The organism is Pseudomonas sp. IT-P4 (assembly GCF_949767755.1).
Taxonomy (GTDB): domain Bacteria; phylum Pseudomonadota; class Gammaproteobacteria; order Pseudomonadales; family Pseudomonadaceae; genus Aquipseudomonas; species Aquipseudomonas monachiensis.
Window position 1 is genome coordinate 239174 of the sequence record NZ_CATKPX010000067.1, and the last position, 17455, is coordinate 256628.

Sequence of the window (17455 nt, forward strand, 5' to 3'; positions counted from 1 at the left end):
CGGTTTCATTTCAACGCCGGATCCCCCATGTTCATTTTCTTCCAGCCCTGCAACAGCACTTGCGCCTTTGGCTCCTGGCCGTTGTCCAGGTAGTACTGGATCAACGACAAGCGGGCATTGCGGTTGGACGGTTGTTCTTTCAACAGCCGTTCCAGTTCTGCGCACGCCTGGTCAATCTTGCCGCTGTCATGCAGGGCCACCGCCAGCACATAGCCGAATTGTCCGCTCTGTGGTTCCAGTTGCGCGGCCTTGCGCAGGTACGGCATGGCCTGGGCGGCCTGGCCCGCACGAATCAGCGCCAGGCCCTGGGTGTGTTGCAGCAGGCCTGAGTCGGGGTGGTCCTTGAGGCTTTGCGCCAGCAGGGCATGGGCTTCCTGGCTGCGACCGTTGGCCTCCAGCCACTGCACCAGGGTGACCAGCGCCGGGTAGAAGTCCGGATCGCGCCGCAGGGCTGTACGCAGCAAAGCTTCGACTTCGGCGCTGCGGCCATCGGCCTGATAGAGCATGGCCAGGTTCAGGTTGGCCTCTGCACGCTCGGCCAGGTTCTTTTGCACCGCCTCGTATTCGGCAATGGCGGCATTCCAGCTGTCCTGGGCGCTGCCCAGGCCATTGCGTGCCACGCTGAGCAGGTCCCGGGCGACGGCGATGCGCACGGCCCGCACCGGGTCGCTCAACAACGGGGTCAGCAATGGCGCACGCTCTGCTGGCGGCAGGAACGCGCTGATCGCTCGCACCGCGCTCTCGCGGACTTGCGGTGCCGGATTACCCAGGTCCTTGGTGGCCAGTTTCAACGCCTGTTCGCTCGGGTACGCCGGCAGTTCGGCCAGCAGTGTCGCGCGCTGGATCGCCGGCAGGTTGCTGCGTTGCAATTGCTCGAACAAGGCCTCGGCAGCGCCGGCCTGACCGTTGCGAATCAGCCACAGGCTTTCGTCGTAGCGAGGGGCCTGTACCGCGCTGGCGTTGGCGGTGTTCCACAGCTTGAACTGCTCGGTGACCTTGTCGCCGGCCTTGCCTTGGTGGCAGGTCAGGCAGGCGTCAGGCGTCCCCAGTTTTTTCGCCCGTTCGGGGTTGGGAATGCTGAAGCTGTGGTCATGCCGCAAGTCGTTGCCCATGTAGAACTTGCCGGGCATGTGGCAATCCACGCACTGCGAACCCGGCTGGCCCATGGTGTGGCGAGTGTGTTCGATGGAATCGTAGTTTTTTGCTTGCAGGCCCTTGCCATCGACACCCTCCACAGTGGTGTTGCCGGCGGTGTTGTGGCATTGCAGGCACACACCGTTGCCAGGCGCTTTCAACTGCGTGCTGTGGGGGTTGTGGCAGTTGCTGCAACGCACGCCCTTATCGAACATTTTGCTCTGGGCAAAGGAGCCGTGTTCGAACACTTCATCCTTGATCTTGCCGTCCAGCGCGTACAACTCGCGGGTCAGGACGCTCGGCAGGTAGTCGTCCATCAACCGCTTGCCGACGGTGTAGCCATCGTCCAGGGGCGCGCGGCGCGAGTGGCAGCGGGCGCAGGTTTCGTTTTCGACGGTAGCGTTCTTGTCCTTGAGATCGACGGCAAACCCGGCATGGATCAGGTCGGTTTTCTTCGCGGTCCATTCCAGGTGACTGGACGCCGGGCCATGGCAAGCCTGGCAGCCGACGCCGAGGCTGTTCCAGTGGCTGTCGAAGGTGTTTGTCGCCGCATCGAAATTGCGCTTGTAACCGGTGGTGTGGCACTCGACGCACATGAAGTTGGCGTTCTGGCTCGGTTTGCTCCAGTGCAGCGGGTTCTTGAAGGTCACGCCCTGGCCCGGATAGAGGTGGAACCAGCGGTGCTTCTCGGTATCCCAGGCCACGGCGAGGGCCTGCAAGCGGCCTTCGCCGACCTCGATCAGGTATTGCTGCAAGGGGGCGATGCCAAAGGTGTAGGCCACCTTGAAATCGGCATTCTTGCCATCGATACCCGGCGTGTTGACCCAGAATTCGTCGCCTTTGCGCGAGAACACCGTGGTCTCCTTTTCGGCCTTGAAGGTGACGTTGTTGAAGTCGCCGAGCAGGGTGTCCGCGTTGGCTTGCTGCATCGCCAGTTGGTGATGGGAGCCTTGCCAATCCTTGACCTGCTCGCCGTGGCAGCCCTGGCATTGTTGCTCGTCGACCATTTTCGCGGGTGCGACGGCGACCGGTTGCGGTTTGGCCGGTTGCACGGCAGGGGCGCTGACCGGGACTGGCTTGAGCTGCGTCGGTGAGTTGTCCAGCAAAAACCAGCCAATACCCGCCACAGCCAGCAGCAGGATGCCGATGGTGACAGGGAACAGGTAACGGTTGATCAGGGTTGGTTGCGAATCAGGGTTTGGGGTTGCAGCTTTATTTTTATGGTTCGGCATTACGACTTCCATGGTCCAGGTGCGATTGCCGTCAGGGCGCGTTCAGGCTGGGTGCAGCTTTGCCGGATGGCCGGTGTGTGTCAAATGACATTGTTTCGAGGCTGATGGCCTCTTCGTCGGAGCGCCGCCCGGAGCAAGCCCGCTCCCACAGGGTTTGGTGTTGTTCACAGCAATTGAGTACGACACAACACCTTGTGGGAGCGGGCTTGCTCGCGAAGGCGGCCGCCAAGGCGCCACATCACTCCCCGACAAACCACCGGTAATACGGATTCCCGGAATCCCCGCGCATCACCTCGCGCATCTCCCGGGCCCAGGCGTCACGATTTCCGTTGTAGGCATGCAGGCTCGCCCGATAGAACTGCATCAGGCGTTGTTGCTGGGTGTTCATGCGCTCGATGAACCCGGCGTCGGCGTTCAACACGGCTGGCGGCTGGTGCAAGTCGAGCAGGGCGGGCAATACGCGGCTGATCTCTTTCGAGCGAACCCAGGGCGCATATTCAATCTTCGGCTGATCGTCCGTCACCGGTTGCGCATCGCCAGCGAAGCGTTCCAGCCCCGCGCGATCAGTCACCCAGGTGGCAAGCAACGCCGCGGCCGAGCCGACGCCGACATCCTGCAAGGCGCTGCGAACGCTGTCCTGCTGCAAGCGTGCGCTGATCTTCGCCGCATCCAGTTCAATCGGCTCCATCGAACCCACCAGCAGCATCTCGTGGAATTCGCTGGTCCACAGGGTCGCGTACGGGAACACGTCGAGGAAGCTGCGCACCAGTGAGCGCGAGTCGTCGATGTTCTGCGTTGGCAGCGGCAGCCATTGGGCAACCAGGCCTTGTTTGTGCAAACGGCTGGCGGCCAGTTGGTAGAAGTCCCGGGAGTACAGGTTGACCACGCCGGCAGCGGAAGGGGGTGGCGGCTCGAGGGTGATCAGGTCGTAGTGCTGCGGATTGCGCAGCAGTTCCTGGCGACCGTCACGCAAGCGCACATCGACCCCCGGATCGGCCGCGGCATCGAAATTGCCCTTGAACAAGGGGGCCGCCTTGACCACCGAAGGCAGCAGTTCGGCGACCACGCGATGTTCCAGGCCGGGGTAGCGGGTCAGGGCGCCCGCGGTGATGCCGGTACCGAAACCGATCACCAGTGCCGAGCGCGGCTCACCGTTGTGGATCAACAGGGGCAGCAGCGCCTGGATCCGCATGTAGCGCAGGGACGGCATGGCGTCGCCGGTATTGGACACGCCCTGGATGTACAAACGCTGGAACGCTCTTTCGCCCTTGCCCTGGGTGACCACGGCGACGGTGCCGCCACGGCCTTCTTCGTAGAACGTCAGCGTGCCATTGCGCGCCCCCGGCAGCAGGCTTGCGAGCTTGTTGACCGGCGTGAACACGGCAAGTGCCAGCGACACCAGGCCAATGGCAACCACCGCCTGACGCCTGCCTTTTTTCACGCCATGGCCCTTGCGCACGGCGAGGCAGGCGATAGCGGCGGCGACCATCGCCAGCAGTCCCAGGGTTCGCACCAGACCCAGCATCGGGATCAGGACAAAACCGCAGAGCATCACGCCGACAATCCCGCCAAGGGTATTGAGCGCGACGACTTCGCCGACATTACGCCCCACCTGTTCGCCGCCGACGCTCAAGCGCAGGGCCAACGGGAACGCCGCGCCCAGCAACAGGGTCGGTACAAACACGATGCTCAAGGCAGCCACGGCAAAGCGCGTGCTCATGCCCGCCAGTTCACTGCCGCCCAGTGACAATACCCAGCTTTCCGCCAGGGTTTGTGCAATCACCAGCCAACGTCCGAGCAACGCTACTTCCAGCAAGGCAATCGCGCCGGCTGCGGCAATCAGCAGACCGAACACCCCCCAAGGATCGCGCAGGCGATCGACCCGACGGGCCAGCAGCATGCTGCCCAGGAACAAGCCGGTGAGGTAGGTCGCCAGCACCACGGCAAAGGCATAGGTGCGGGTGCTCATGAATTGCACGATCGATTGCGACCACACCACTTCGTAGCCCAGGGCCACACCGCCGGCAATGGAATACAGCCACAGGGCCAGGCGGTCGGGGGCTTTTTCACTGTGATGTTTCACCGGGGCATCGACGGGGGCCACGCGCTGGCGCTGGAACCACAAAGCCCCCGCGGCGGCCAGCAGGTTCAGCATGGCGGCGGCCAGTGCACTGCCGCGCACGCCAAGGGTGGCAATCAGCACGAACGCGGCGAGCAGGGTACCGGCGATGGCCCCGGCGGTGTTCGCCGCATACAGTTGTCCGCCGGCCTTGCCCAGGTGTTGCGGTTCAGTGGCCAGGGAGCGAACCAGCACCGGCAGGGTGCCGCCCATCAGCAGCGCGGGAATGCCCACCAGCGCGAACGGCAGCACCCAGGCCAGCAAACCCAAGTGTGCTTCCAGCCAGGCAAACGGGCTGGCCGCCAGGCTCATGGCAAAGGTCGCAGAGACACCGAGCACGGCCACCAGTACTTCCAGCCCGGCGTAGAGCACAACCGGTTGCTGCATCCGGTCCGCCCAGCGGCCGAACAGCAAGCCACCCAGGGCCAGCCCGGCAAAAAAAGCGCTGATCCCGGTGGTGATGGCATAGACCTCGACACCCACCACCAGCGACAGTTGCTTGATCCACAGCACCTGATACACCAGCGCGGCGGCGCCGGAGACAAACAGCAACAGGGCGGGGATCAACAGCGCCGGGGAGGCGACTTGAGGGGCAGGTATGGCCGACGACTTGCTGGCGACACGTGAGGTCATTGCGGATTGCCTTGTTCCAATTCGAAATAGCCTGTGACTGCACCGGCCCTTCGCGAGCAGGCTCGCTTCCACATTTGCAATGCAGTCCCTGTGGGAGCGAGCCTGCTCGCGAATGAAGTCGATGCGGTCACAGATCGAAAATAAGTCCGCTCGCCAATGAAGGCGAGCGGCGGTCCAGCGGTCTTACTGTGCAGCTTTCATTTTTTCAGCGATCTTGGCGTCTACCGCCTTGCGGATCTGGTCGATACTGAAGCTGGCCGGTGCCTGGCTTGGCGGGTAGTCGATGAAGGTCTGCAGGAACGCAGCCGACTTCACGACTGCCACTTCGGTCAGGTAAACGTTCTTGGTGGTCCAGTCATAGTACTGATCGGAAACCACGTCGGCACGCTCATACGGGTCCATGCGCAGGTTGAAGATTTTCGGTACTCGCAGGCACACGAAAGGCTCACTCCAGACCTTGAAGCCGCCTGGGGCACGTTGTTCGCAGAACACCGCTTTCCAGTTGTCGTAGCGCATGGACACCAGCACGCCGTCGTCGTTGAAGTAGTAATACTCCCTGCGCTCGCCTTTAGGCTGTTGGCCAGTCAGGTACGGCAACTGGTTGTAGCCATCGAGGTGAACTTTGAAGTTGGTACCACCGGACGTCGGTGCCCAGCCTTTAAGCAGTTTGTTTTTCACATCCGCATCGCCAGCCGCGGCGAGCAATGTCGGGAACCAGTCCATACCGGAGAACATCTCGTTGGAGACTTCACCCGGTTTGATCTTGCCCGGCCAGCGGACCATCGCGGGAACGCGATAAGCGCCTTCCCAGTTGGAGTTCTTCTCGTTACGGAACGGCGTGGTCGCCGCGTCCGGCCAGGAGAACTGGTTCGGGCCATTGTCGGTGGTGTAGACGACGATGGTGTTGTCGGCGATTTTCAGGTCGTCGAGGGTTTTCAGCAGTTTGCCGACGTCGCCGTCATGCTCGATCATGCCGTCCGCATATTCGTTGCCGGCCATGCCGCTCTGGCCTTTCATCGAGTCACGCACATGGGTGAACAAGTGCATGCGTGTGGTGTTCATCCAGACGAAGAACGGTTTGTCCGCCTTGGCCTGTTTCTCGATGAACGCCTGGGCCGCTGCCGTGGTTTCGTCGTCGATGGTTTCCATGCGCTTGGCCGTCAGCGCGCCGGTGTCTTCAATCTTGCCATCGGCAAAGCTGTGGATCACGCCACGCGGGGTGAAGGCCTTGGTGAACTCAGGGTTATCCTTGGGCCAGTTCTCACGCTCGGGCTCTTCCTCGGCGTTGAGGTGGTACAGGTTGCCGAAGAACTCGTCGAAGCCGTGGGCGGTCGGCAAATACTCATCCCGGTCGCCCAGGTGGTTTTTACCGAACTGACCGGTGGCATAGCCCTGGGACTTGAGCGCCTGGGCAATGGTGATGTCGCGCTTTTGCAGTCCGACCGTGGCACCCGGCAAACCGACCTTCGACAGGCCGGTACGCAATACAGACTGGCCGGTGATGAACGAAGACCTGCCCGCCGTGCAACTGTTCTCCGCATAGTAGTCGGTGAACATCATGCCTTCTTTGGCAATCCGGTCGATGTTTGGGGTCTTGTAGCCGACCACGCCCATCGAATAGGCGCTGATATTGGTCTGGCCGATATCATCGCCGAAGATCACCAGAATGTTGGGCTTCTCAGCGGCCCCGACGGTTGCCGAAAAGGCCATGACCGTTGTCGCCACCAGGGCGAGTTTCGGTATCCACTTACGTATGCGAGTCATCTGACTGGCTCCTTATGCTTACTTGCGTCGCGTACTGCGACAAACGTTTATTGCGGTCCTGCGTTACGTCTTTTTATTGCGCTTGCTCGGGTGTGGCGGCATCGAACGGGTAGATCCGGGCCCATTCGGATGCCATGTCGACGACTGTCCAGCCACGTTTGTTCGCTTCGTCCAGGGCTTTGTCCAGGCGACCGATCTGTGACTGCCGGTCGTATGCCCATTCGCGCTTGGCGTCGGTGTGATGCACCAGGCCCATGAAGCGTTTGCCGGGACCGGCGGCGGTCCACTGAAGCATTTGCTGGTCGCCGTCGGAGTTGCCAAAGGCGAGGATTGGCCGACGACCGATCACCGCATCGATGCTGACCGGTTTGCCCGGACCATCGTCGTTGTGGGCCAGTTTCGGCGTGCGCAGGATCGAGGCCTTGCCATCCTTGTAGTCAAACGTTGTGACGAATGTAGTGCCGATGACCTGCTCGGGTGGAATGCCGTAGACCTTCTCGGCGAAGGCGCGCATGAATCCGGTGTCCCCGCCGGAGACGATGTAGGTCTTGAAGTCCTTGCCGCGCAGGTAGTCGAGCATTTCCAGCATCGGCTGGAAGACCATCTCGGTGTACAGCTTGCCGGTTTTCGGATGACGGGCCTGGGTCAGCCAGGTCTTGGCATCGTCATCGAAGGCTTCGGTGGTCATCCCGGTGTGGGTGGCTCCGAAAATTTTCATCATGCCTTCAAGGCCACTGGCGGCCAGGGCCTTGTGATCGTTTTCCAGCACGGCCTTGAACGGCTGGGTGGTTTTCCACTCAGGGTGTTGCGCCGCTGTACGCTTGACTTCCTCGAGGGCGAACAGCAACTCGAAGTACATCGGCTGCTCGCTCCACAAGGTGCCGTCGTTATCGAACACGGCAATGCGGTCCTCGGGCTTGACGAAGTCCTTGCTGCTTTGATCGGTGACTGTCTGCACGAATTCGATGATCTGCTTTTTCGACGGCCCGTCGTTCCACGAGGGTAGCGGCTCGGCCGCTTGCACCAGCAGCGGCAGGCTCAAGGCCAGGGTCAGCAGGAAACCGAAGGCGCGATGATGGCGTAGCGATGTCGAATTCGTCATGGAAAGTCCTTCTCGTAAACGGGGTTGAGCGGATGCAGTGCACAAGAGACTGATTCTCTGTTGCGTCCCGCCTGACTATGCAGCGTAGACAAGGATTCCCCGATTTGGCGCAAGGCTTGCTCTTTGTCCGGTTCGCGGCCATAACAGGCGCGCAGGAAGGTTTGCAGGCGCGGGCCGAGGCCGGTCAGTTTCAGGCCGTGGCGGCTGCGCCGGGTCCACAGGTACAGGGCGCTGAGTTGCGCCGGTTTGCCCTCGATTTGTGCCGGGATCTGCCGCCACGCGTAATCGGCGGACTCGAGCCAGGCGGTGTGGCGGGCGCGGCGTCGGGCTTGCCATTTGAGGTGTGCGCGGCGTACGAGCGGGCGACTGAACCAACCGAACGCCACCACCGCCAACACCAGTGCCAATAGCCCGAACCAGTGCCCGGAAAGGTGCAGGCGATCGTGCTGGCCGAGTTTTTTCAGGTCTTCGGTGATGGAAAATACCGACTTGTAGGCGCTGTTGGCCGCCGCGTCGAAGGTCACGGCAGGCACCGTGGCCGTGCGGGTTTGCTGACTGCCGGCATCCCACCATTTCAGTTCGACGGAGGGCAGGCTGTAGTGACCTTCGGTGTCGATTCGATAAGTCACGCTGTCGATGCGCTGGCCGCCATTGAAGTTGCCGCGACCGTCATCCAGATTGCGGATTTGCGGTGCTTTCGGGTAGCGGCTCAAGCCCTTGATGTTGTCCAGCGTCGGTGTCGGCAGTGACATGGCCAGGGCACCGTCGGCCTGCAAGGTCAGTTCCCGGGTGATGCTGTCGCCGACCTTGAGCGGCGTGGCCGAATGGATGGTCTTCTGGGTAAACCGCAGCCCTTGGGCCACCAGCACTGACTCGCCGGGCTGGAACCCCGGAGGTTGCGCGGCGTTGAAATGCAAAGGCAGGCTTTGGGCGCTGAGTGCGTGGCTGGCCTGACCCGGTGTGGCTTGTACCGTCAGTGCCGGAATGTCGAAGCCCTGGGCCAGGTTCGGGGTGATCAGGTAGCTGTAGCGCATGCCGCTGAAGGATTGACCGTCGAAGGTCTGGTTGATGTGCTCGGCATGGCCGTCCGGTGGCATCACCAAGGCGCCGGGCAGTTTCAGGTCGGGCAGGGTGGGGGCGCTGGTGAACCAGGAGTCGGTGAAGACATCGAGTTGCAACTTGACCAGGCTGCCGACCATGACGGGATCGGCGGGTTGCAGGCTGGCCTGGACTTTCAGTTGAGGGTCGGCGGCGAATGTGTTGAGGCTGATCAAGCCGATGAGCAGGGCGCCAAGTGTTGTGGTGATTGATCGGGCCCTTTCGCGAGCAAGCCCGCTCCCACACTGGATTTGTGTGCACCACCGCCCCCCTGTGGGAGCGGGCTTGTCTCCGGGCGGCGATCCGACGAAGGCCGCGACACGGTCTACCAGACTGTATGTCATGGCTTGACCCCCGCCTGATCCTGCAAGCTGAATTTCTGCTTGAGAAATTTCGCCGGCGATGTGGTGAGGTTCTGCAGCCATTGCTCATCCGAGGCCGCTTGCCGGGTTTCCACCTTTTTGCTTTGGCCTTTACCCGGCGCCTTGTCCATCTTGATTTCGTCGGGTTTGACCTCTGGCGTGTTTTTCTCGGCGCTTTCAGTGTCCTTTTCCAAGGCTATGGCCAGCGCCAGGTTGGCTGTGGCTTCCGGGAATTGCGGCTGCAATTTCAGCGCTTGGGTATAGGACGCAATGGCCTGATCGAACTTGAAGCGGCGCACGTAGATGTTGCCCAGGTAGAAATACGCCTGCGGTGTGTCGAGCCGCGCGAAGCTGGCCAGTGCCAGGTCGAAATCGGCCGCGTTATAGGCGGCCACGCCTTTCCAGTACGGATCGACGAACAGCGCCGCCGCCTGAGGATAGTGCTCATGTTCGAAGGCCCAGCGACCTTGCTGGTCGCGGGTGAAAAAGGCATCGGTCAGCGCGTTGGCCTGGGCCGGCGCCGGTTGCAGGCCCCAACCCACCGCCAGCAGTAGTGCGGCCATCCAGTTCAGGCTCCAGCCCCTGCGCACGCTGAAGAAGGCGATCAGCAACAGCGGCCAGCACAGCCAGTAACCGGCGTCTTTCCAGTGCAGTTCGCGCTGTTCGTCACTGGCTGCCTGGAAGTGTTGCTCGGCGTGCAGTTCGATCCAGTCCAGATCGTCATCGTTGAGGGTCAGGCTGCCCAGCGGTGCACCCAGCGTTGAGGCAAGCTGCTTGAGGGCGTCCTGATCGAAACTGCCGAGTTGCGGACGACCGTTACTGTCGGTGCGTGGCTGGCCGCTGGCATCGCGGATGATCCCGACGTCGCTGCTGCCAGCGGCCAATATCAGCACTTGCAGCGCACTGTCCGCCAGTTGCTTGTCCAGCCCGGCCAGTGCCGAGGTGTCGGCGCCATCGGTGATCAGCAGCAGGGTGCCGGGGGTTTTCTCGGCGGCGAGCAGGCGCTGGGCCTGATCGATGACCGCGCTGACATTTTTCCCCGGTTTGTTGATCAAGTCGGTGCTCAGGGCCTGAATGAACGTATCGAGCAGCGCCGGGTCGTCGGTGGCGGGCAACACCAGGTGGGCACTGCCGGCGTAGGCAATCAGCGCATTGCGCGAACCGGCGCGGCGCTGGATCAAGTCGTGGAGCTTGTGCTTGACCGCTTCCAGGCGACTGGGTGGAACATCGCTGGCGTCCATGGAGGGCGAGAGGTCGACGGCGATGATCAGCGGCGCACGGTTTTCCAGAAAGTCCGGCCGATCCTGTTCCCAGGTCGGCCCGGCGGCGGCGATGGCGCCCAGTACCAGCAGCGCACACACCAGATGCACCGGACGCAGGCGTTGCCGGTCCTGCGGGGTGATCAGCAGATGGGGCAGCAGGTGCGCGGCGATGTTGCTGCGCAAGCGCCGTTGCAGGTCCTGGTTGCGCCGCCACAGCATCGGCAGCAATGCACCGAACACCGCGAGCAACAGCCACAGGGGGCGCAGGAAATGGAAATCGCCGAGGTTGATGTCCATGTCAGGCCTCCTGCCGTTGACGGGCGAGCATCAGCCGTGGAAGCAACAGGGCGCCCAGGTGGTATAGCGCCAGCAGTGCGATGGCCGCGCCCAGCGGCCACCAGAACAGATCACGTTTTGGCTGATGGCTGAGGGTTTTCACCTGATGCGGGGTGAGTTTGTCGAGGGTGCTGTAGACCTGATCCAGGGCGTTGCGGTCTTCGGCGCGGAAGAAGCGTCCGCCCGTGGCCTGGGCAATGTCCTGCAAGCCTTGCAGGTTGACCTTGGCTTCGCCCTCGGCATTCGGGTCGCCGATGCCAATGGTGTGAATCACCACGCCTTTGGTCGCAGCCATGGCGGCCGCGTGATCAGGGGTGATGGCGCTGCTGGTGTCGTTGCCGTCGGTGAGCAGAATCAGCACTTTTTCCTGCTCGTGGGCCTGGTCCAGCAGTTTCAGGCTCAGGCCGATGGCGTCGCCGATGGCGGTGTTGGGGCCGGCCATGCCGATGCCGGTGTCGTCCAGCAGCAGTGACAGGCTGGCGTGGTCCAGGGTCAACGGCGCCTGTGGATAGGCACCGGTGCCGAATACGATCAGTCCGATTCGATCGTCTTTACGTTTGTCGATGAACCCGTGCACCACTTCCTTGACCGCGGCCAGGCGATTGATTTTCTGGCCATTGGCGTCGGTGAAATCGGTGGTTTCCATCGACTGGGAAATGTCGATGGCCAACATCAGGTCGCGCACCGGCTGCTGGCGTTCGATGGGTTTTTCCACCAACACCGGCCGACTCGCCGCCACCAGCAGCAGCGTCCAGACCAGCAGGTTCAGGAGTAACTGCCAGCGGTTGCTGCGGGTGCCGGCCTGGCTCGGTGCCTGGCCGACAGCACGGCTCATCGCCCCGAAAAACGGTACTCGTACGGCACTTCGCGCCTCACGGTAATCGGGCAGGTAGCGATAGGCGAGCCACGGCAGCGGCAGCAGGATCAACAGCCAGGGGTAATCAAGCTGCCACATGATGTCGCTCCACCCAGGTTTTGCAGGCACTGAACAGCTGCAGGCGCTGTTCAGTGGGCATGGCCCGCAATGTTGCGTCGGGGGCGTAGGCCAGCAGCGAGAGTTGTTGGCTGAAGTCGGCGGGTAGGGGCTGTTTACTGTGCCGCTGCAAAAACGCCTGCCAGTCTTCGTTCCCCAACGCCGCAGGAGACCCCTGTGGGAGCGAGCTTGCTCGCGAAGAGGCCATTGCATTCAATATTGATGTCGACTGACAGGACGCCTTCGCGAGCAAGCTCGCTCCCACAGGTTTCGCGTTCGGCATAGAGATCGCGACGCGCTTGAGCAACTCCGGAAGCTCGCGCAATGCACTCAGGTCATTGCTGCGCTGCTGCAGTTCCTCCAGGCGCATTAACGCCTCGCGCCGATAGCGATCGCGCCGCCATTGCCAGTAGCGCCGCGCACCAAGCACCACCAGCGTAACGATCAACAGCGCCAGCAACGCCCACCAACCCCAGGTTTGCGGTGCGTAACTGACCGGCGCCGGCAGTGCCATTTCCTTGAGTTGGTCGATGCTCGGGATGGCGGGGTTCATCGGCGCCCTCCGGTAAACTTGCCCAGCTCGGCTCGCAGTTGTTCGTGGGCTTGTGTAGCTGTGCTGAACATCATCAACGGCACCTGGCTGCGGCGCAGCAGGGTCGCGACGTCCTTGAGCCGCCCGCTGAGAAAGTCCCCGAGGGGTTGATGCACTTGTTGCCGATCCACCGCCAGCTCCACCTGTAATTGCCCCTGGGTGACCAGCACGCGGCCGTTTTTCGGCAGGTTCAGCGCCAGCGGGTCGTATACCTGCATGGCAATCACATCGTTGTGCGCAGCCAGTTGCCGCATCAGTTTTAAGGTGCGTTCGCCGGCTCCGGCGAAGTCGCTGACGATGCAGATCAGGTGATCGTGACCGGCCACGGCCAGGCAATGCTGCAGGACCTTGTCGAGCTGGTCTTCGCCTTCGGCGTCCGGGTTGGCGGCGTTGAGTGCCTGGTTTTGCTGGGCGATGCGGCTGCACAGCGCTTCGATCCGTTTGCGGCTGCGCAGCGGGGCGATGCTGTCGATGCGTTGATCGTTGAAGACCAGTCCACCGACGCGGTCGCCGGCGTTGAACACCATCCATGCCGCCAGGGCGCCGAGTTCGGCGGCGACGGCGGATTTGAAGCTGCGTTGCGAGCCAAAGAACATCGACATGCGCTGGTCTACGAGGATCAGGGCCGGGCGGTCACGCTCTTCGGTGAATGTCCGCACCACCGGTTTGCCGGTGCGCAGGGACGCGCGCCAGTCGAGGTGGCGCAAATCGTCCCCCGGCTGATAGCGGCGCAGTTCATCGAAGTTCAGGCCCCGGCCACGCAAACGCGAAGCGTGGTTACCGGCCAGGATGCTGCCCTGGGGCTGACGCGCCAGAAAACTCAGGTCACGGGCCTTGAACTCCAGGGCCATCAACTGTGCCAGAGAGACATACACCAGGCCGTCGGCGCTGTTCATGGACATCAGGCTGGAATCGCCACTTTATCGAGCAGGCGGTCGAGCACCTGATCGGCGCTCACGCCGTCGGCCACCGCGTCGTAGCTCAGTTGCAGACGATGGCGTAGCACCGGGTGCACCACGGCGCGGACGTTGTCCGGAGAAACGAAATCCTGGCCCTGCAACCAGGCGTCGGCCCGGGCACAGCGGTCCAGACCGATGCCGCCACGAGGGCTGGCGCCGATGCTGATCCAGCGCCCGAGGTCGGCGTCGTAATCGGCCGGGTGGCGAGTGGCATTGATCAGGTCGATCAGGTAGCGGTCGATGGCCGGGGAGACGTGCACGGCGCTGACTTCACGGCGCGCGGCGAACACCACGTCCTGGGACAGGGAGAAGCCCTGCACGGCAGCGGTCTTGGCGCCCAGGGCCTGTTCTTCTTCGCGCAGCAGGCGCAGCACCTGGCTTTCGTTTTCCGCGCTCGGGTAATCGAGCAGCACTTTCATCAGGAAGCGGTCCATCTGCGCTTCCGGCAGCGGATACGTGCCTTCCTGTTCGATCGGGTTCTGGGTGGCGACCACGATGAACAGGTCCGGCAGCACATGGCTGTTGCCGGCCACGGTGATCTGGCGTTCTTCCATGGCTTCGAGCAACGCCGCCTGGACCTTGGCCGGCGCACGGTTGATTTCATCGGCGAGTATCAGGTTGCCGAACAGGGGGCCTGGCTGGAAGCGGATTTCGTTCTTGCCTTCGACCTGATGCAGCACCTCGGCGCCGGTGATGTCCGATGGCAGCAAGTCCGGGGTGAACTGGATGCGGCTCATCTTCGCGTCCAGGTGTCTGGCCAGTGACTTGACCGTGCGGGTCTTGGCCAGGCCGGGCAGGCTTTCGAGGAGCAGGTGCCCGTTGGCCAGCAAGCCGACGAGCATCTGTCGGATCACCTGGTCCTGGCCGAGCACCGCTTCGGCGATACTGGCTTGCAGGGCATTGAGGTCGTTGAGTGCGCTCATGGGGTCTCCTAGAAAAACGCCAGGGTCATGTTGACGCTGAATCCATTGCCTTCAGGGCGGTTTTTGGTGTCGAACTCCGGCACCCAGCGCGCATTGAAGTTGGCCTGGGCGTCGGCGAATTTGCCGGTCCAGCCCACTGTCGGGCCCGCACCCACGGAACGTCCGCGGAAGCCGCTGTCGGCACCCGACCCCGAGTCATCGGTGATCTGCTGGATGTAACCGGCGGCGATACCGGCGTTCCAGCCGTTGCCAAAACCGTGGGTCCACAGCGCATCGAGGGTGTAGATATCGCCGTTGCGATAATCGGTGGCGTCGTTCTCGGTGTAGAACTCCAGGCCGCTCGACAGCGTGAATTCGCCGCCCTTGCCATCCAGATGCGTGAACGCCACGGTCGGCATGAAGGTGTAGTTGTTCTGCCCGGGGTTGGCCAGGCGGTCGTCGTTGTAGGCACCGGTGGGCACGTAGATCGGCAGCGAGAACGCGATGTGGTTGAGCTCGTCGAAGTGATAGCCGGCGGCAATCGGCGTCACCAGCATGTCGGCGAACTGGGTGCCTGAGTCGGAGGAGCCCAGCGTTCGGCCGCGGGGCCCGGTGATGTTGGCCGAGATGTCGGTGTACTGCACCGGAACGCCAACGGCCGATGCGTAGTTCCAGCGACCCTTGCCGGTGTCCCAGACATGGGTGAAGTTGGCCATGGTGTAGGACACCTTCATGTCCAGCCCGGTACTTGAGGCCCCCACCAAAGGCACCTGGGTGCTGCCCTTGAGGTCGCCGTCGTACCAGATGCTGGTCAGGGACATGACCCAACCCGGCTCCGGCGGCACGATCCCGGCATTGGAGAACACTTGCTGGCCGGTAATCGGTCGTCCGACACCACCTTCAGCCGCCAGTACCAACGGGCTGCCGCTGACCATGCACAGCGCCAACAACAGGGGGCGCACTACAAAAGGCCTGATCAAGACTGACTCCACTTATTGCTTTTATTGACGGTGTTCACTAGCGACATTTTCCATTCGATGTTGCTGACTTGCGGCTTAGGCAGATACCAGCGTCCATGGATAGGTTCTTTGTGGCCGGGACGGGTTAGCGCGGTGATTGCTCGGCGAACACATCGAGCGTGTTGCGCGTACGCAATGCGGATGCAATGGAGCGCGGAAAAGGAGGGCGTATCAATCGAGAGCCTTGCGGCGGGCGGCAGGTTGGACGGAGTGTTGGGGTGTGCCCGGGTATAAAGGCAAGGCGTGTGCAGACTCGCCAAAAGAAAGGCACGCATCTCCATATTTTTCGACATGATTCCCCCGATTCCCTGGTGGCTCATTGGATACTCGGCCTTGTTTTTGGCCGTTACTCCGTAATCCGTTTCTGAACGAGCCGTAGGACGCGTCAGATAGAGTTAAGCATCTAAACATGAGTTAGCCAGTCGAATGGGTTAATTCTTTCGTTTTGTGTGCAGGTTCTCGGTGTTTTTTGTGTACTAAGAAGTTGATACGAAACAAGGGGTTGCCGCTTTGAGGTGATAAGGAGGGGGAGGATGCAGGCTTGCGGGTGGGTGCGAATCCGGTGAGAGCGAGCAGGCTCGCTCCCACCGGGAGGTTCAGTTTTTCTTCGCCTGCTCCCAAACCCGCTCTTCCTGCTCGCGCAGTTCCGGTGTGAACTCGGCACCAAAATCTTCGGCTTCAAATACCTGGCGAATCTCGATCTCGGCCTCGGTGCCCGGCATCGGGTTGGGGCAGCGCTTGACCCATTCGATGGCTTCTTCTTTTGACTTCACTTTCCACAACCAGAAACCGGCGATCAGTTCCTTGGTTTCGATGAAGGGGCCGTCGATCACCGTGTGTTTGCCACCGGAAAACTTTACCCGTGCGCCTTTGCTGCTCGGGTGCAGGCCTTCGCCCGCTAGCATGATGCCGGCCTTGACCAGTTCTTCGTTGTAGTTGCCCATGGCCGTCAGCAGTTCCTGGCTGGGCATGACGCCGGCTTCGGAATCCTGGCTGGCCTTGATGATGATCATGAATCGCATGGTGTCGTCTCCGTTGCAGTTGAGTGGCTCGATTTATAGTCGAACGACGGTGGAGCAATTCGACAGAGTGTTAACAAAAGTTTTCGCCGATGACCTGTGCCTTTCGTCATGAGCCTCGGGAGGCGGCGGGCGAAGGCGTACTCTGTACTTTTGCCGGCTTGTTCGGTTAACACAGGGTTGTGGGTTGTATCCAGTTTTATGCCCTGTTACATGACAATTTATGTTTGGCCATAGGTCGCAGGACAATTTCATGGTTAACTTCGGCCTCGCCAAAATTCTCCACCACAACGTTCAGAAGGACTCCGTTCATGGCTCAAGTCACCCTTAAAGGCAATCCGGTTCAAGTCAACGGCCAACTGCCACAAGCCGGTTCCAAGGCGCCAGCCTTTTCCCTGGTTGCCGGCAATCTGTCCGACGTCACCCTGAAAGACTTTGCCGGCAAGCGCAAAGTGCTGAACATCTTCCCAAGCGTCGATACCCCGACCTGCGCCACTTCCGTGCGCCAGTTCAACGCCAAGGCCAGCGACGTGGCCAACACTGTCGTACTGTGCATCTCCGCTGACCTGCCGTTCGCCCAGGCCCGTTTCTGCGGCGCCGAAGGCCTGGAAAACGTACAGAACCTGTCGACCCTGCGCGGTGCCGAGTTCATCGAGAACTACGGCGTGGCCATCGCCGACGGCCCGCTCAAAGGCCTGACCGCCCGTGCCGTGGTGGTTCTGGACGAAAACGACAACGTGCTGCACAGCGAACTGGTTGGCGAAATCGCCGACGAGCCGAACTATGAAGCGGCACTTGCTGTTCTGAAATAAGCGTAGCTTTACACTTATTAACGGCCTGGCTCTGTCCAGGCCGTTTTCATTTGTGTTTCAGTGTCTTGGATAAATCTCCTGCTACGTAAGCCAAAGGTAAATTGCCGGTAAAGGCGCTTTGCTTAAGACACGCCAGT

At 61.7% G+C, this 17455-nt stretch carries 13 protein-coding genes; 1 reads left to right on the top strand and 12 read right to left on the bottom strand.

Features of this window, described 5'->3' with window-relative positions; translation table 11 throughout:
* Window positions 1–5: 5 nt before the first annotated feature.
* The 12 genes from ACM6IT_RS24250 to ACM6IT_RS24305 all read right to left on the bottom strand — a co-directional run bounded on the left by ACM6IT_RS24250 (window position 6) and on the right by ACM6IT_RS24305 (window position 16509).
* Window positions 6–2366, bottom strand: a complete 2361-nt coding sequence (locus ACM6IT_RS24250; protein ID WP_414918841.1) for a tetratricopeptide repeat protein — start codon at window positions 2364–2366, stop codon at window positions 6–8.
* A gap of 238 nt (window positions 2367–2604) precedes the next feature.
* Window positions 2605–5118: a fused MFS/spermidine synthase gene (locus tag ACM6IT_RS24255; RefSeq protein ID WP_414918842.1), complete on the bottom strand. Its 2514-nt coding sequence runs from the start codon at window positions 5116–5118 to the stop codon at window positions 2605–2607.
* 183 nt (window positions 5119–5301) lie between these two features.
* Window positions 5302–6882 (bottom strand): arylsulfatase, encoded by a 1581-nt coding sequence (locus ACM6IT_RS24260; protein ID WP_414918843.1) that lies wholly within the window; start codon window positions 6880–6882, stop codon window positions 5302–5304.
* A gap of 73 nt (window positions 6883–6955) precedes the next feature.
* Window positions 6956–7984: an HAD family hydrolase gene (locus ACM6IT_RS24265; protein WP_223541478.1), complete on the bottom strand. Its 1029-nt coding sequence runs from the start codon at window positions 7982–7984 to the stop codon at window positions 6956–6958.
* Entirely contained in the window at window positions 7981–9426 is a 1446-nt protein-coding gene (locus ACM6IT_RS24270) for a hypothetical protein (RefSeq protein WP_414918844.1), read from the bottom strand. Before ACM6IT_RS24270 ends, ACM6IT_RS24265 begins: the two co-directional genes overlap by 4 nt.
* Window positions 9423–11003 (bottom strand): VWA domain-containing protein, encoded by a 1581-nt coding sequence (locus tag ACM6IT_RS24275; RefSeq protein WP_414918845.1) that lies wholly within the window; start codon window positions 11001–11003, stop codon window positions 9423–9425. The genes ACM6IT_RS24270 and ACM6IT_RS24275 overlap by 4 nt, the downstream gene beginning before the upstream one ends.
* Before the next feature lies 1 nt (window position 11004).
* Window positions 11005–11997 (bottom strand): vWA domain-containing protein, encoded by a 993-nt coding sequence (locus ACM6IT_RS24280; protein ID WP_414918846.1) that lies wholly within the window; start codon window positions 11995–11997, stop codon window positions 11005–11007.
* Window positions 11984–12568: a DUF4381 domain-containing protein gene (locus ACM6IT_RS24285; protein ID WP_414918847.1), complete on the bottom strand. Its 585-nt coding sequence runs from the start codon at window positions 12566–12568 to the stop codon at window positions 11984–11986. The genes ACM6IT_RS24280 and ACM6IT_RS24285 overlap by 14 nt, the downstream gene beginning before the upstream one ends.
* On the bottom strand, window positions 12565–13509 hold the full coding sequence (locus tag ACM6IT_RS24290; RefSeq protein ID WP_414918848.1) for a DUF58 domain-containing protein: 945 nt from the start codon (window positions 13507–13509) through the stop codon (window positions 12565–12567). The genes ACM6IT_RS24285 and ACM6IT_RS24290 overlap by 4 nt, the downstream gene beginning before the upstream one ends.
* Entirely contained in the window at window positions 13509–14489 is a 981-nt protein-coding gene (locus ACM6IT_RS24295; protein ID WP_414918849.1) for an AAA family ATPase, read from the bottom strand. The genes ACM6IT_RS24290 and ACM6IT_RS24295 overlap by 1 nt, the downstream gene beginning before the upstream one ends.
* A gap of 8 nt (window positions 14490–14497) precedes the next feature.
* A complete protein-coding gene (locus ACM6IT_RS24300) occupies window positions 14498–15448 on the bottom strand; it encodes a transporter (protein WP_414918850.1) in 951 nt (316 codons plus the stop codon).
* A 635-nt stretch (window positions 15449–16083) separates the two neighbouring features.
* Window positions 16084–16509: a YciI family protein gene (locus ACM6IT_RS24305; protein ID WP_056727543.1), complete on the bottom strand. Its 426-nt coding sequence runs from the start codon at window positions 16507–16509 to the stop codon at window positions 16084–16086.
* A 308-nt stretch (window positions 16510–16817) separates the two neighbouring features.
* Between ACM6IT_RS24305 and tpx the strand changes: the two genes are divergently transcribed.
* Window positions 16818–17318 (top strand): thiol peroxidase, encoded by a 501-nt coding sequence (gene tpx, locus ACM6IT_RS24310; RefSeq protein WP_056727540.1) that lies wholly within the window; start codon window positions 16818–16820, stop codon window positions 17316–17318.
* The last annotated feature ends 137 nt before the right edge of the window (window positions 17319–17455 follow it).

Coding starts and splice junctions, on each gene's coding strand:
- ACM6IT_RS24305 (WP_056727543.1), bottom strand. CDS start 16,509: ATGCGATTCATGATCATCATCAAGGCCAGCCAGGATTCCGAAGCCGGC.
- ACM6IT_RS24295 (WP_414918849.1), bottom strand. CDS start 14,489: ATGAGCGCACTCAACGACCTCAATGCCCTGCAAGCCAGTATCGCCGAA.
- ACM6IT_RS24285 (WP_414918847.1), bottom strand. CDS start 12,568: ATGAACCCCGCCATCCCGAGCATCGACCAACTCAAGGAAATGGCACTG.
- ACM6IT_RS24250 (WP_414918841.1), bottom strand. CDS start 2,366: ATGCCGAACCATAAAAATAAAGCTGCAACCCCAAACCCTGATTCGCAA.
- ACM6IT_RS24260 (WP_414918843.1), bottom strand. CDS start 6,882: ATGACTCGCATACGTAAGTGGATACCGAAACTCGCCCTGGTGGCGACA.
- ACM6IT_RS24255 (WP_414918842.1), bottom strand. CDS start 5,118: ATGACCTCACGTGTCGCCAGCAAGTCGTCGGCCATACCTGCCCCTCAA.
- ACM6IT_RS24265 (WP_223541478.1), bottom strand. CDS start 7,984: ATGACGAATTCGACATCGCTACGCCATCATCGCGCCTTCGGTTTCCTG.
- tpx (WP_056727540.1), top strand. CDS start 16,818: ATGGCTCAAGTCACCCTTAAAGGCAATCCGGTTCAAGTCAACGGCCAA.
- ACM6IT_RS24290 (WP_414918848.1), bottom strand. CDS start 13,509: ATGTCCATGAACAGCGCCGACGGCCTGGTGTATGTCTCTCTGGCACAG.
- ACM6IT_RS24280 (WP_414918846.1), bottom strand. CDS start 11,997: ATGTGGCAGCTTGATTACCCCTGGCTGTTGATCCTGCTGCCGCTGCCG.
- ACM6IT_RS24270 (WP_414918844.1), bottom strand. CDS start 9,426: ATGACATACAGTCTGGTAGACCGTGTCGCGGCCTTCGTCGGATCGCCG.
- ACM6IT_RS24275 (WP_414918845.1), bottom strand. CDS start 11,003: ATGGACATCAACCTCGGCGATTTCCATTTCCTGCGCCCCCTGTGGCTG.